11 protein-coding genes are annotated in these 13600 nt (G+C 59.5%); 3 read left to right on the top strand and 8 right to left on the bottom strand.

Annotated elements, in window-relative coordinates:
* Positions 1-130: 130 nt before the first annotated feature.
* Entirely contained in the window at positions 131-673 is a 543-nt protein-coding gene (locus tag MRBLRC7O_RS22415; RefSeq protein ID WP_080864454.1) for an NUDIX hydrolase, read from the bottom strand.
* A 114-nt stretch (positions 674-787) separates the two neighbouring features.
* Here MRBLRC7O_RS22415 and MRBLRC7O_RS22410 point away from each other — a divergent pair, with 114 nt between their 5' ends.
* The 3 genes from MRBLRC7O_RS22410 to ku (MRBLRC7O_RS22400) all read left to right on the top strand — a co-directional run bounded on the left by MRBLRC7O_RS22410 (position 788) and on the right by ku (MRBLRC7O_RS22400) (position 3315).
* Positions 788-1432: a DUF47 domain-containing protein gene (locus tag MRBLRC7O_RS22410; RefSeq protein ID WP_080864455.1), complete on the top strand. Its 645-nt coding sequence runs from the start codon at positions 788-790 to the stop codon at positions 1430-1432.
* A complete protein-coding gene (locus MRBLRC7O_RS22405) occupies positions 1432-2433 on the top strand; it encodes an inorganic phosphate transporter (RefSeq protein WP_003505604.1) in 1002 nt (333 codons plus the stop codon). Before MRBLRC7O_RS22410 ends, MRBLRC7O_RS22405 begins: the two co-directional genes overlap by 1 nt.
* Before the next feature lie 90 nt (positions 2434-2523).
* Entirely contained in the window at positions 2524-3315 is a 792-nt protein-coding gene (gene ku / locus MRBLRC7O_RS22400) for a non-homologous end joining protein Ku (protein ID WP_367727676.1), read from the top strand.
* A 12-nt stretch (positions 3316-3327) separates the two neighbouring features.
* Here the strand turns inward: ku (MRBLRC7O_RS22400) and ligD are convergent, their stop codons facing one another.
* From ligD to MRBLRC7O_RS22365, 7 genes are all read right to left on the bottom strand, one after another.
* Entirely contained in the window at positions 3328-5820 is a 2493-nt protein-coding gene (gene ligD, locus MRBLRC7O_RS22395) for a DNA ligase D (protein ID WP_367727675.1), read from the bottom strand.
* 3 nt (positions 5821-5823) lie between these two features.
* On the bottom strand, positions 5824-6657 hold the full coding sequence (ku, locus tag MRBLRC7O_RS22390; RefSeq protein WP_367727674.1) for a non-homologous end joining protein Ku: 834 nt from the start codon (positions 6655-6657) through the stop codon (positions 5824-5826).
* Positions 6654-6941 carry a hypothetical protein gene (locus tag MRBLRC7O_RS22385; protein WP_080864459.1) on the bottom strand — a complete coding sequence of 96 codons (288 nt, stop codon included), beginning with the start codon at positions 6939-6941 and terminating at the stop codon, positions 6654-6656. The genes ku (MRBLRC7O_RS22390) and MRBLRC7O_RS22385 overlap by 4 nt, the downstream gene beginning before the upstream one ends.
* 43 nt (positions 6942-6984) lie before the next feature.
* Positions 6985-7878, bottom strand: a complete 894-nt coding sequence (locus MRBLRC7O_RS22380) for an SDR family oxidoreductase (RefSeq protein ID WP_077998800.1) — start codon at positions 7876-7878, stop codon at positions 6985-6987.
* 204 nt (positions 7879-8082) lie between these two features.
* The gene (locus MRBLRC7O_RS22375; protein WP_060727243.1) at positions 8083-10422 is read right to left on the bottom strand and encodes a bifunctional diguanylate cyclase/phosphodiesterase; all 2340 of its coding nucleotides are present in this window, start codon (positions 10420-10422) and stop codon (positions 8083-8085) included.
* Positions 10423-10611: 189 nt separating this feature from the next.
* On the bottom strand, positions 10612-11715 hold the full coding sequence (locus MRBLRC7O_RS22370; RefSeq protein ID WP_139786294.1) for a hypothetical protein: 1104 nt from the start codon (positions 11713-11715) through the stop codon (positions 10612-10614).
* 231 nt (positions 11716-11946) lie between these two features.
* Positions 11947-13533 carry an ABC transporter substrate-binding protein gene (locus MRBLRC7O_RS22365; protein WP_003505595.1) on the bottom strand — a complete coding sequence of 529 codons (1587 nt, stop codon included), beginning with the start codon at positions 13531-13533 and terminating at the stop codon, positions 11947-11949.
* Between the last annotated feature and the right edge of the window lie 67 nt (positions 13534-13600).

The following is a 13600-nucleotide window of genomic DNA, read 5'->3' as shown; positions in this document are numbered from 1 at the left end:
AGAAGCGGAGAACGGGACGACGTAAATTCATGCAACGGCTCCTGATGACAATCATCAGGCAAGGGTGGGCATGTCCTATTGCGGTGGCATTACAGTACCGGCTGCAGGAAGGAATGCCGGGCAGATGCGGTTACGGTCTCTCGCCGCTCTGGCGTTTCTTTTTCCCCTTTGGCCGGAAATCGACCAGCAGTGATTTCAGTTCGATATCGCGAACGCGTCTTGCCGCCTCGTCAGGGCGCACCCATTCCAGCAGGCGTTCACCGTGCTCCTTGAAGGTCGCGTCCGTTTCCGTCACCTCTATCTGGAAGACGTCGACCATGCAGGGAACGACATCGCCATTGTCGAGCATCTTGAGATAGGTATAGCGGCCCACCGCATCCTTCTTCACCCGGCCACGTACGCCCGCCTCCTCCCACGCTTCGATCGCCGCCGCCTGATGCGGCTTCTTGCGCTTCATCGGCCAGCCGCGCGGAATGATCCAGCGCTGACTGGTACGGGATGTGACGAGGAGGATTTCGACATCCACGCCGTTGGCGGCATAACGGAAACAGAGCGCGGCATATTGCTGCCGGAAAGCACCGGTGAAGAGCTTTTCGGGAACCGCAGCCAGCTGCTGGAGCAATGTGAGTGGACGGGCCGGACGGGTTTTCCGGCGTTTCTTGGAAGATTTCATATCCGTTGATAGTGCTGATTTTCCGGGTTGCATCAATGCCCCGCGTGCATTTATGACAGTTTTATGACAATCACCCCCCCACAACTGATAAAGCGCCATTGAGGGCCAATTCGCATGATGAGTATTTTTCGCAAGCTGATGCCGCGCGAGGACCGTTTCTTCGACATGTTCAGCAAACATTCCGAAACCGTCATCAAAGCGGCTGAAGCCCTTGACCAACTTTTAAGCGGCATCAACGTCGAGAAGAACTGCGACCTCATCGTCGCCCTAGAGCATCAGGCGGACGACATCACCCGCGAGGTGCTGCTTGCGGTCAGGCGGAGCTTCATCACTCCCTTTGACCGTGGCGACATCAAGGACCTCATCCAGTCCATGGATGACGCCATCGACATGATGCACAAGACCGTCAAGACCATCCGCCTGTTCGAACAGAGCGAATTCGACCCGCTGATGAAGGAGATGGGCCACGAGATCGTACGCGCGGCGGGCCTGATTGCAGAAGCCATTCCGCTTCTCAACAAGGTCGGCACGAATGCGCATCGCCTCTCGGCCATCGCCGAAGAGGTAACCCGCGTCGAAGGCCGCTCCGACGAGCTTCACGACCTGGGTCTGAAGGACCTCTTCCGCCGGCATGGCGCGAGCGGCGATGCCATGGCCTATATGATCGGCAGCGAAATCTACGGCGAACTCGAAAAGGTCGTCGACCGCTTCGAGGATGTGGCCAACGAGATCAGCGGCATCGTGATCGAGAACGTCTGATGGATGTCGCGCTTGCCCTGCCGCTGCTCGTCGGCCTTATCGCCATCGCGCTGTTCTTCGATTTCCTGAACGGTTTGCATGACGCCGCCAATTCCATCGCCACCATCGTTTCCACCCGGGTGCTGCGGCCACAATATGCGGTCGCCTGGGCGGCCTTCTTCAATTTCATCGCCTTCCTGTTCTTCGGCCTGCATGTGGCGGAAACGCTCGGCACCGGCATCATCGATCCGGCCATCGTGTCGCCGCAGGTCATCTTCGCGGCGCTGATCGGCGCGATCGTCTGGAACATCGTCACCTGGATTTTCGGCATTCCCTCCAGCTCCTCGCATGCGCTGATCGGCGGCCTCGTCGGTGCGGGTTTCGCCAAGGTTGGCTTTAATTCCATCGTCTGGTCGGGCCTGCTGAAGACCGTGGGGGCAATCTTCATGTCGCCGGCCATCGGCTTTTTCCTGGCGCTCGTTCTCGTGCTTGCCGTGTCCTGGCTGTTCGTGCGGCAGACGCCCTTTGCGGTCGACCGCACCTTCCGCGTCATGCAGTTCATCTCCGCCTCGCTTTATTCGCTGGGGCACGGCGGCAATGACGCGCAGAAGACCATGGGCATCATCGCCGTGCTGCTTTTCAGCCAGGGGCATCTCGGCGAAAGCTTCTACGTGCCCTTCTGGGTGGTGATTTCCTGCCAGTCGGCCATGGCGCTCGGCACGCTCTTCGGCGGCTGGCGTATTGTCCATACGATGGGATCGAAAATCACCCGGCTGAACCCGATGCAGGGTTTCTGCGCCGAAACCGGCGGCGCGCTGACGCTGTTCGGCGCAACATGGCTCGGCATTCCGGTCTCCACCACCCACACGATCACCGGCGCCATCATCGGTGTCGGCGCTGCACGCCGTGTCTCGGCGGTGCGCTGGGGGCTTGCCGGCAATATCGTCATCGCCTGGATCGTGACCATGCCGGCAGCCGCACTGATCTCCGCTGCCGTTTACGGGCTGACCTCGCTGTTCTGATAGCTCCAATGCTGTCCCGATTTGCCGCACCTATCGGAACAAAAGCCACCCTGTGGCTGTTGTTCCGGGAGACCAATGCGGATCGCGGACATGGCACGGCAGGTTTTCTGGAAGGGTTATCTGAAGCTGTCACTGGTGACGGCCTCCGTCTCGCTGACGCCTGCGACGACCGAAGGCAACAAATACCGCTTCCACATCCTCAATCGCAAAACCGGCAATCGCGTCGAAAGCCGCTATGTCGACAGTGTCACCCACAGGCCGGTCGCCGCCAGGAACCAGGTGAAGGGTTTTCCGCGCGGCGAAGACGATTATGTGCTGCTGGAGGATGACGAGATCGACGCGGTGGCGCTGGAAAGCACCCGCACCATCGATATCAAGACCTTCGTGCCGAAAGGGTCGATCGACTGGATCTGGTACGACCGTCCGCATTTTCTGCGCCCGGAAGACAAGATCGGCACCGAAGCCTTCAGCGTCATTCGCGAAGCCATGAAGGCGAACGATGTTTTCGGCATTGCGCGTCTGGTGATCTACCGTCGTGAAAGGGCAGTCCTGCTGGAACCTTCAGGCAAGGGCATCATTCTGTGGACGCTCCATTATGGCGAGGAGGTGCGCGAAAGCATCGACGCGCTGGAGCCGAAGATGAAAATCGACCGGCCGTTGCTGGAGGCCATGGAAAAACGCATCGGCAAACAGGTCACGGGTTGGAAGCCAACTCTGGTGCAGGATCCCATTCAGAAAAAGATCAAGTCCCTGCTGAAGACCAAGGGCGAGGAGGTCTCCTCCTCGCCAAAGAAAACCGGCACGAAGGCCCGCACCGGCGGCAATGTCATCAACATCATGGATGCGCTGAAGAAAAGCCTCGCTTCCGAAAAGAGAAGCTGAGGATCGGCGTCTTCACCGGGCCTTTTTCGGCAGCGGTTCGGCGGCGGCAAAAAAGCCGTCCCACGGGTCTTTTTTCAACGCGGAAAGACGAGCCCCGATATTGTTGACGGTGAAATGAGCCGGGCCGATCTCGGCTGTCAGTTCCGACCATTCGAGCGGCGCTGAAATGGCGGCTCCCGGCCGGGCGCGTGTCGAATAGGCCGCAACCGCCGTATTGCCCCGGCCATTGCGCAGATAATCGATGAAAATGCGGCCCTGACGTTTCGCCTTGGTGGCGACGGAGAGATATTTCTCCGGTTCGGCCTTCGACATATCAGCCGCCATGGCCTTGGCGAAGGCCTTGACCGGGGGCCAGCCCGCCTGCGGCTTCAGCGGTGCGACGACATGCAGGCCCTTGCCGCCCGAGGTCTTGACGAAAGCGGCAAGCCCGGCCTCTTCGAAACGCCGTTTCAGTTCCAGCGCCGCCTCGATCACCTCTTCCCATGCCACATCCTCGCCGGGGTCGATATCCATGGTGATCATGTCAGGCTTTTCCCAATTGGCGGTGGTCACGCCCCATGGGTGGATTTCAAGCGCGGCAGATTGCACGAGCGCCATCATGCCGTCAAAATCGGTGATGCGGATCAGCGGTTCACCGCCCTTGTCCTTGGGGTCTCTGATCTGCTCGACCGCCTTGTTGATGCCGCGCCAGGCATGTTTCTGGAAGAAACGCTGCCCTTCTATACCCTCCGGGCAGCGCAGCAGTGCCAGCGGCCGGTTGACGACAAAGGGCGCGATGTGCCGCCAGACCTGCGCATAATAATCGGCAAGCCCCTCCTTCGTCACGCCATCGTCCGGCCAGTACAGCCGGTCCGGATGGGTGAACTTGATTGTCGATTGCGGCGCCTTGGTGTCGGACACGGCCTTCTCCTCGCGTTCGATTTCTCCTGCGGGCTTGTCTTCGCGCAGCCCCCGGAAAGAGGCATGACGCAGATTGCCATCTCCAGACCATGCGCGAAACTCCACCTCCGCCACCAGTTCCGGCTTGACGAAATGAAGATCGCGTCGGGCAAGCGCGGTGAGTTTCTCACCGAACGGGCTTTCCTTGCGCTCAAGCGGCTTCAGCTGGCCAAGCAGCATCTCCGCCACTTCGCCCGTATAACCTGTCCCGACACGTCCAACATGGCGCAGCTTGCCATTTTCATAAACACCGAGCGCCAGCGATCCAATGGCGTGGTCCGATGTCGAGGAGACAGTATAACCACCGATAACAAATTCCTGTCGCATCGAGCATTTGGATTTTACCCATTCTCCCTTACGCCCGGAAACATATTTGCTGCTCTTGACCTTGGAAATGACACCCTCAAGACTGAGCCGACAGGCATGGTCGAGGACAAGCGCGCCACTTTCTTCAAAATGCTGGCTGTAACGGAGATAGGGATCGCCCGCCGACAACAGCTTTTCGAGCAGCGCCTTTCGTTCGCTCAATGCCGCACCACGCAGATCGCTGCCATCGAGATAAAGAAGATCGAAGGCGTAAAATACGAAACGGTCGCTGCGTCCTTCGCTCAGATCCTGCTGCAAGGCGGAGAAATCGGAAGCCCCGCTATCGCGTTCCACGACGATTTCGCCGTCGATCAACACCGTTTCCACCGGCAACGCCTTGATAGCTCCTGTCACGGCCCCGCCGAATTTCTCCGTCCAGTCCAGCCCGCTGCGGGTCAGGAGCTGGAGCTTGCCCTGATCGACGCGCGCCTGCAGACGATAGCCGTCAAATTTGATTTCATGCAGCCAGCGATCTCCGTCGGGCGGTTTCGGCTTGAGCGTCGCGAGCGCCGGCGGCACAAAGGACGGCATCGTCTGTTTGCGCGCGCCTTTGGGCAGCGCATGCGCCTGTTTTTTGCCCGACGTCGAAGCGGCGGTCTTTTTCGATACCGGCTTGGAATTCCAAGTATCTTTCGGTTTGGCCGCGACTTCCTCGACGCTGCGCCCGGTTTTCACCGATTCCGGCCGTTCCTCCAGAATATCCGCACCGCCTTTATGTCTGGCTTCCTCGTCGTCGCCCTTGATCAGCAGCCAGTTTTCCCGGCTTTCGCCCGGCTTTCCATGCATGCGCACCAGATGCCAGCGTCCTTTCAGCTTTTCGCCTTCCAGTTCAAATTCCAGATGACCTTTGCGATAACCTTTCCGGGCGTCACCGATCGGCTGCCAGTTGCCGCGATCCCAGACAATCACGGTGCCGCCGCCATATTGTCCCTTGGGGATAACACCTTCAAAATCACCATAACTGAGGGGATGGTCCTCCACATGCACGGCAAGGCGTTTGTCCTCGGGATCGAGACTCGGGCCGCGCGTCACCGCCCAGCTTTTCAGCACCCCATCCATTTCCAGCCGAAAATCATAATGAAGACGGCGCGCATCGTGTTTCTGGATGACGAAGCTCGATCCCTGCTGTTCGATCTTCGCACCCTTGGGCTCCGGCGTCTTGTCGAAACTGCGCTTGGCGTTATAGGCCTGCAATCCCATGGATCAGCTCGCTTTCCGCGACGCCTTGCGGCCTGCTGCCGTCGCCTTTTTCTTGCTGTCCGCTCCCGCACCGGCGCTGCGGCGCAGGGCCTCCTTGAGATCGATGATATTGTCCTCCCGGCGTGGCGGCTGTTTCGCGATTTCCCGGCCTTCGATCTTGGCTTTTACCAGTTCGGCCAGCGCATCATTATAACGGTCGCTATAGTCTGCGGGATCGAACGTGCCGGCGCGCTTTTCGATGATGTGACCGGCAAGTTCCAACATTTCCTCATCGAACTCGATGTCGGGGATCGACTTGAAGACGGATGTCTGCGAACGGACCTCGTAGCTGAAATTCAGCGTCGTCGCGACGAGAGCCTTGCCGCTCGGACGGATCAGCAGGACACGGTTGCGGCGGAAAAGCACCGCTTCGCCGAGAGCTGCGACATTCTCGTCGTCCATCGCTCTGGCAAGAAGCGTCAGCGCCTCTTCACCACCCTCCCCGCCCGGCGCGAGATAATAGGGCTTGTCGAAATAAAGCTTGTCGATCTCGTCACAGGGCAGGAAGTGACTGACACGAATGACCTTGTCGCTTTCTGGCATCAGCTTCGCGATCTCGTCGCCCTCGATGACGATATGATCACCATTGTCGAGCTCGTATCCCTTGACCTGATCGTCGCGAAGAACCGCCTCGCCGGTATCACTATCAACATATTGCCGCTCGACGCGGTGGCCGGTCTTGCGGTTGACGATATTGAACGCGATTTTCTCCGCCGAGGTCAGCGCCGAATAAAGGCCGATTTCGCAGTTGAAATCGGCAAAGGTCAGATGGCCTCTCCAACTGGCTCTCCGGTTCATGACCGTCGTCCCTCGTCATCGCTGCGGGAGGGTATTTCCCGGCGTCGGTCGCCGGCCAGAATGCGCTCGATGGCGGGTACATCCGCCTCCGCCAGAACCGGCACCGGGTCGGACGCCATGGCTTCCAGCACCTCCGGCGAAAGGCCACCATTGCGGATCACCCACTCCATCGCCTCGCGGGTCTGCCGCTCCGCTTTCAGCTGCGCATAAAGCGCCAGTATCAGCCGGTCGCGGACATCGAAGCTCTTCAAGCTACTGTCTGAACGTTCTGCCTGCCGTTTCATCTCGAAATCCTCAAAGGTCTATCCGGCATTGGCGGGCATCGCCTCAGGCAATGCCCCTGCCGCCGGTGACGCCATAAACCTCGCCATTGATGAAGCTCGCATCCTGCGACGCCAACAGCACGTAAACGGGCGCCAGTTCCACCGGCTGTCCCGGACGGCCGAAATCGCTGTCCTTGCCGAAATTCTTCACCTTCTCGTCCGGTTGGCCGCCGCTCGGCTGAAGCACCGTCCAGAACGGCCCCGGCGCAACGGCATTTGCGCGCACGCCCTTTTCGATGAGCTGTTTGGCAAGCGCTTTCGTATAGGCGACGATACCGGCTTTGGTGGTGGCGTAGTCCAGCAGGATGGCGGAGGGCTCATAAGCCTGTATCGAGGCGGTGGTGATCACCGACGACCCCGGCTTGAGATGGGGAACAGCCGCCTGCGCAATCCAGTGCAGGGCATAAAGATTGGTCTTCATGGTGCGGTCGAAATCGTCGGTCGACAGTTCTTCTATGTCTTCGCGATATTGCTGTCTCGCGGCGTTGATGACCAGAATATCCAGCCCGTCGAGATCGCCGGCCGCTTTCTCAACCAGTTCGCGGCACCATGCCTCATCGGTAACATCGCCGGGCAGCGCAACCGCCACGCGGCCCTCCGCCTCAATCAGCGCCACGACCTCCTCGGCGTCGGACTCCTCTTCCGGCAAATAGGAGATCGCCACATCAGCACCTTCCCTCGCAAAGGCGATGGCTACCGCGCGGCCGATGCCGGAATCGCCACCGGTGATCAGCGCCTTGCGCCCGGCAAGCTTGCCGGTGCCCTTGTAGCTTTTCTCACCATGATCAGGGAAAGGCGTCATATTCGTCACCAGACCCGGCATCTCTTGGGTCGGGGTCGAAAAGGGCGGGCGCGGATACTGGCTGCGCGGGTCCTGTGGCTCGAGGCGGTCTGTCATCGCGGTCTCTCCCGTCAATAGAAGTTCATCCGAGGCGCGTTCATGACAGGGGATCAAACCACTCCCGTCAGGCTGGTCGTCGGCACCGCCGGGGCAACCGCAGCATGGACGCGCCATACGCAACCCTAACGATCTGCCGTCGCTCTCGTTCCATCGGATGTGGGAAAGGCGGGGCGACGGCGTCCTGCGCCGTCGCCTCTTTTATCAAACGGAATGTTTCTTCCGCGTGGTGGTTCTTACGACCTGCGCGGGCGCGACATCCGGTTTGCCGAAGAGATAACCCTGCGCCTGCGCGCAGCCCTCGTCGACGACCATGCGATATTGCGCATCCGTTTCAATCCCCTCCGCCGTGACCGGCAGATCGAGGCTGCGGCCAAGGCCGATCACCGCGCGCACGATGGCGCGGGCATTGTCATCATCACTCATGGCGGCGATGAAACTGCGGTCGATCTTTATCTTGTCGAAGGGGAAGCTCTGCAGGTTGCTGAGCGAGGAATAACCCGTACCGAAATCGTCCATGACGATGGCGACACCGAGCGCCTTCAACTGGTTGAGGATGATCAGCGTCGTCTTGCGATCTTTCAGAAGGGCAGCTTCCGTGATTTCCAGCTCCAGCCGGTTCGGCGAAAGTCCGGTCTGCATCAGGACGGAGCAGACGACATGACCGAGATTGGCCAGCGAAAACTGCAATGGCGAGACATTCACCGCGACCTTCAGATGCGGCGCCCAGCCGGCCGCCTGACGGCAGGCCTCGCGCAGCACCCATTCGCCGAGGGAGATGATAATCCCGCTTTCCTCGGCAATCGGAATGAAGACATCCGGCGGCACCACGCCCCGTGTCGGGTGCTGCCAGCGCACCAGCGCCTCGTAGCCGACGACCTGGCCGCATTCGACTGACAGCACCGGCTGATAGTTCAGCAGCAGCTCGTTGCGATTGATGGCAAGCCGCAGATCCGTCTCGAGCTGGCGGCGTTCGCGCGCCTCCTGATCCATCACCGGGTCGTAGAAAGCCAATATGCCGCGTCCGCCCATCTTCGCGCGGTAAAGCGCCAGATCTGCGGCATGCATGATGCTTTCATGATCCCGGCCGTCCCGTGGGAAAACAGCGATGCCGATGCTGACGCCAACGGAGGTCGGATCGTTGGCGACATTCATCTTCAGTGCGAACATGCCAAGGATCGTCTCTGCCAGCAGGCGCGCCTCTTCCGCCCTGGTGTGCCGCGCGGTCAGGATGACGAACTCATCGCCACCGAGACGGGCCACCACATCGCCTGCCCTTGCACATTCATCGAGAATGGCGGCGACCTTTTTCAGGACGCGATCCCCTTCGGCATGGCCGAATATGTCGTTGACCGCCTTGAACCGGTCGAGATCGAGCGCCAGCAGCGCAAATTCGTCATCCTCGTCGCAATGCTCGATCTGCTGGTGAAGACGGGTCTGGAACATGGTGCGGTTGGAAAGGCCGGTCAGAACATCATGGCGGGCGAGATATTCGATTTCCCGCTGCGCTTCCCGCTTTTCCGTCAGGTCACGGATGGCCATCACCTCACAGGGGCGGCCGCGATATTCGATCGTGCGTACGCTGAGTTCGAATATCTGCGCCTGCCCGGCGCGCTCGCGCACCGCCTCCACCGGCGTATGGCGCGGCAGATAAGCAGGCTGTCCGTCGATAGCCTTGAAGAGATCGTCGGGGTTCTGTCCGACCAGCGATGCTTCATCCCTGCCCAGAAGGCCGGCAAAACGGGTGTTCAGCTCCACGATCCGCCCATCGCGGACGACGGCGAGGCCATCAAGCGTGGCATCCACGAGACCCTTGAGATCGACAAGATAACGATCCACCAGGGCGGCAGCGGCGGTGGAAGACAGGATCAGGAACGTGACGCCGGAAATGGCGCAGATCATGATCAGCCGGGCGACATTGTCAGGATCAGGCCCGGATACGGACGGATCCGGCGAAAGCACCGTGGCCGACATGGTCGTGAAATGCAGCGCGCAGATCGCGAAAATCGCCGATGCGGCCGGCGCGGCGATGCGCTTCCAGGAACCGATGCCACGGAAAAGAAAAAAGGCCAGCAGGAAAGACACCCAGGCAACCGCAAAACCGCCCAGCACCGGCCCCCACCGGTAGCTGATCGTGGCGGCGACATCCATTCCCGCCATTCCGACGAAATGCATGACGGCAACCGACAGGGTAATGAGCGTGCCGACGATGACAGGGCTGTAAGCGGCCTGCGAGCGGGCGGTGAGCGCCAGCCAGAAACCGATAACGGCGAAAACCGCCGACAAAGCCGTGAAGGCGAAATCATAACCGATCGGAACCGCGCCCTTATAGGCGAGCATGGCGACGAAATGCGTGGCCCAGACGCTGAGGCCTCCGGCAAAGGCGGCAACCAGCACCCAATAGGGCTTACGGCCGGCCGGACTTTCCTCCGCACGCAACAGAAGGTGAAAAAAAGCAAACATGCCAAGCAGGCAGATAACAGCTGCAAGAAGAACGACCGCCCGGTCGTGCTGTATGGCAACGCATTCCAAAACCGTGAACATGCTGCACTCTCCCAGCCTCTGAAGAACCGCTCACGGTGGCACTATGGGAGTGCTTTATTTATAAATCTCTAATGCAACTATTGATAATTGTATCAATATTTTCTCGCGCAAAGGAAAAGAATTCGGGCCGGCGTGCCAAGCTGTAACACTTTTGGCAAACCGACCCGAAAAAGTGATCGACCGAAGCTTTTACTTCCAGCTTCGATAATCTGCCGCGGTGCATCCGAAAGGCGCCGGGCCATCGGTGAAACGCTCCTGCAGACGGGCGCAACCCCACTCGTTCAGTGCTGCCGGCAGCATGTTGTTGATGTCCATTCCGGGCGAGTTGAATTGCGACGGAGCGCTTGTGACATACCACAGCCAGTAACCGAACACCGCAACGATGATGACGGCAACGATGGCAACGAAAGTGCCCAGTCTGCGCAGCAGACCCGGCCCTTTCTTCATCGCCGCGGCCTGGGCCGCGGCAGCCCCCTGTGTCTCATTCGCGACCATCGGGGCAAGCGATGCGAGAGCTTCCGCCCGCTCCTGCTCCGTAAGGTCGATCCGTTCCAGCTGATCGTCGAGCAGAACCGGTAACGCGCTGTTACCATGCAGGACCGCGAGCGCCACATCATGTTTACCAGTATGGCCGACGACAACGGGAATGCGACCCCGCTCCAGATGCGTAAAGGATTGCCGCTTGGTTTTATCGTCCCTTACAGTATCGGCATAAGTCACGAAGAGACGGCTGCGTTTTTCGGCAACGGCCGTCAGCGCGACCGGGATGACGGTCAAAGGCGCGGGCTTGCGCAGCTGCAGACGAACCCGCAGGACACGGACAAGTGTGAACAGCATCGCAAGACTGCCGAAACCGAGCAGGGCGACGAACACGCCGAGCGTGATGATACGGTTCCAGAGCATGTCGAGGCCCAGCGAAATCGTTGCGAGTTCCGGGTTCTTCGCGGAGATGACCAGCCCGGTTTCATAATCGCCGGAATGGAAATCGACGAACATGACCTCGACATCCTTCTTGTAGCTCACGCCCGCCTGTTCATAGGAAAGATCCGCCTCGCAGGTCGTGAAGATCGCCTTGCGCGTCTTGCAGCTGCCGTTGATATCGCCGTTTTCAATCTCCAGCGGGTCTTTGCTGATCTGATAGTCGCGCAATATGCCCGGGCCTTCGGCCACGAGCATGACGACCGTGATCACCAGAAGCACGGGAATGGAGAAATAATAGGCCGCCGGCACCGAAATGACGCCACGTTTGAGGCTCAGCGGCCGCGACGGAAGTTTTATCTGTGCAAGGTTCATGGTCGTCAACGCATTCTTCGGGAGGTGGGTGAGCGGAGTTCGCGACTCTCGCCCGACGGAAGGAATAGTCATCGGACGGTCTAATCCGATGAAGTCCTTGAGAAAACCCCCTGAAATTGCGGGGATGATACCGACAATCCACTGCCGCGGCCGGGCTCCGCGGTTGGCCACTGATAAAAAACGGGCGGTAAAACCGCCCGTCACAGGTTTTTCGGAGGCTGTGGTTTGCCCTTAGTCCTTCGTAACCTTTTCCAGCCGGGTTGTCTGGCTGGGATGGCCCACATAATCCTTCACGCGCGCATTCAACACGATCGGCTCGAATCTCTCGAACATCGGCAGCACCGCCGGCTTCTGGGCGACGAACATTTCCTGCATCTGGGTGTAGATTTCCCCGCGCTTCTTGGCGTCCGGTTCCAGCGAAGCCTTTGCCGTCAGGGCAGTCAGTTCCGGAATGTCCCAGGCCGAGCGCCAGACGAAATTGCCGGCATTGTTGGCGGCAAGCGAGTTGTCGGGATTGCTGGAAAACTGCTCCATCGAGCCCAGCACATTCGGCATGTAGGCGCCGGTCTGCGGAATGAGCAGGTCGAAATCCCGCGCGCGATGGGCGGCAATCACGTCCGAACCGTTACCCTGCTGGATATTGACCTTGATGCCGATCTCGCTGAGCGAGGCCTGGATCGCGGTGGCGAGGTCGATGCGCGGCGTCTGCGCGATCGTCTTCAGATTGAGCGTGAAGCCGTTCTCATAACCGGCCTCCTTGAGGAGAGCCTTCGCCTTCGGAACATCGAGCTTCCAGTCCGGGCTCGGAATGGCATATTCGAAGTTTTCCGGCACCGGCACCGTGCGCGCCCGGCCATAAGGACCCATGATGGTCTTTTCCATGCCCTTATAGTCGATGCCATAGGCAATCGCTTCGCGGACCTTGGGGTTGGACAAGGGCTCCTTGCCGGCATTCATGGACAGGACGTAGAAGCCGCCCGTCGGCACACGCTGAATCTGGAAACCTTCCTTGTTGTTGAAGATTGCAAGATCGGCAGCCGTCAGCGCGCTGGCGATGTCGATATCACCGCGCTCCAGCATCAGGCGTTCCACCTGGCTTTCCGGCACATGGCGAACGATGACGCGGCGCATTTTCGGGCTGCCGGCCACATAATCCTTGTTGGCCTCGAGAATGATGATCTCATTCGGCGACCAGCGATTGAGCGTAAAGGGACCGGAACCGGCGGAATTGGTTCTCAGCCAGCCATTGCCCCAATCGTCATTGGTTTCATGCGACTTGAGTTCCTTGCTGTCGACAACGCTGGCGATGACCATGGCCAGACGATAAAGAAGCAGTTCAGACGTCGTCTCACCGGAAAGATCGATGCGTACCGTTTTTTCATCCGGTGCGCTCACCAGCTTGTCGATATTGTCCGCGTTGTAACCCACGCGCTTGAGGTTGGCTGCGGCAGCCTGGTTCATCTTCAACAGCCGGCTGAGCGAATAGACGACGTCCGCCGAAGTTACCGGATTGCCCGAGGCGAAATTGGCCTCGCGCAGATGAAAGGTGATGCCCTTGTCATCTGTTTCCCAGCGTTCGGCAAGCTGTGGCGAAACCTTTCCAGAACCATCCACCGAAATCAGGCGGTCATAGAGGTTGGCCATGATTTCGTTGGCTTTTGCTTCGGTGGCCTGATGCGGATCAAGCGACAGCACCTGGGCCAGCGACGTTCCGATGACAAGCTGGTCATTGGGTGTTTTGGCCAGGGCTGGCGCGGCCTGCACCAGCATGGCCCCAAGGGCGGTGGTGAATGCGAGACGGATCAATGATTTTCTCATACCTGCTCCTCCTACAGATCGGTAATTCATGTTTGGGAAAAAGCCGCGACGCAGCGGGGCGTCGCGG

The sequence above is a fragment of the Agrobacterium radiobacter genome (genome assembly GCF_040801995.1).
GTDB lineage: Bacteria > Pseudomonadota > Alphaproteobacteria > Rhizobiales > Rhizobiaceae > Agrobacterium > Agrobacterium radiobacter.
The sequence above is the reverse complement of the archived record's forward strand: the minus strand, read 5'-3'. Positions and strand labels throughout refer to the sequence as shown.

Excerpts from the sequence above, each read along its gene's own strand:
- MRBLRC7O_RS22375 (WP_060727243.1), bottom strand. The coding sequence starts at position 10,422 with ATGTTCACGGTTTTGGAATGCGTTGCCATACAGCACGACCGGGCGGTC.
- MRBLRC7O_RS22385 (WP_080864459.1), bottom strand. The coding sequence starts at position 6,941 with ATGAAACGGCAGGCAGAACGTTCAGACAGTAGCTTGAAGAGCTTCGAT.
- ku (WP_367727674.1), bottom strand. The coding sequence starts at position 6,657 with ATGAACCGGAGAGCCAGTTGGAGAGGCCATCTGACCTTTGCCGATTTC.
- ku (WP_367727676.1), top strand. The coding sequence starts at position 2,524 with ATGGCACGGCAGGTTTTCTGGAAGGGTTATCTGAAGCTGTCACTGGTG.
- MRBLRC7O_RS22405 (WP_003505604.1), top strand. The coding sequence starts at position 1,432 with ATGGATGTCGCGCTTGCCCTGCCGCTGCTCGTCGGCCTTATCGCCATC.
- MRBLRC7O_RS22410 (WP_080864455.1), top strand. The coding sequence starts at position 788 with ATGATGAGTATTTTTCGCAAGCTGATGCCGCGCGAGGACCGTTTCTTC.
- MRBLRC7O_RS22380 (WP_077998800.1), bottom strand. The coding sequence starts at position 7,878 with ATGACAGACCGCCTCGAGCCACAGGACCCGCGCAGCCAGTATCCGCGC.
- MRBLRC7O_RS22370 (WP_139786294.1), bottom strand. The coding sequence starts at position 11,715 with ATGAACCTTGCACAGATAAAACTTCCGTCGCGGCCGCTGAGCCTCAAA.
- MRBLRC7O_RS22365 (WP_003505595.1), bottom strand. The coding sequence starts at position 13,533 with ATGAGAAAATCATTGATCCGTCTCGCATTCACCACCGCCCTTGGGGCC.
- MRBLRC7O_RS22415 (WP_080864454.1), bottom strand. The coding sequence starts at position 673 with ATGAAATCTTCCAAGAAACGCCGGAAAACCCGTCCGGCCCGTCCACTC.
- ligD (WP_367727675.1), bottom strand. The coding sequence starts at position 5,820 with ATGGGATTGCAGGCCTATAACGCCAAGCGCAGTTTCGACAAGACGCCG.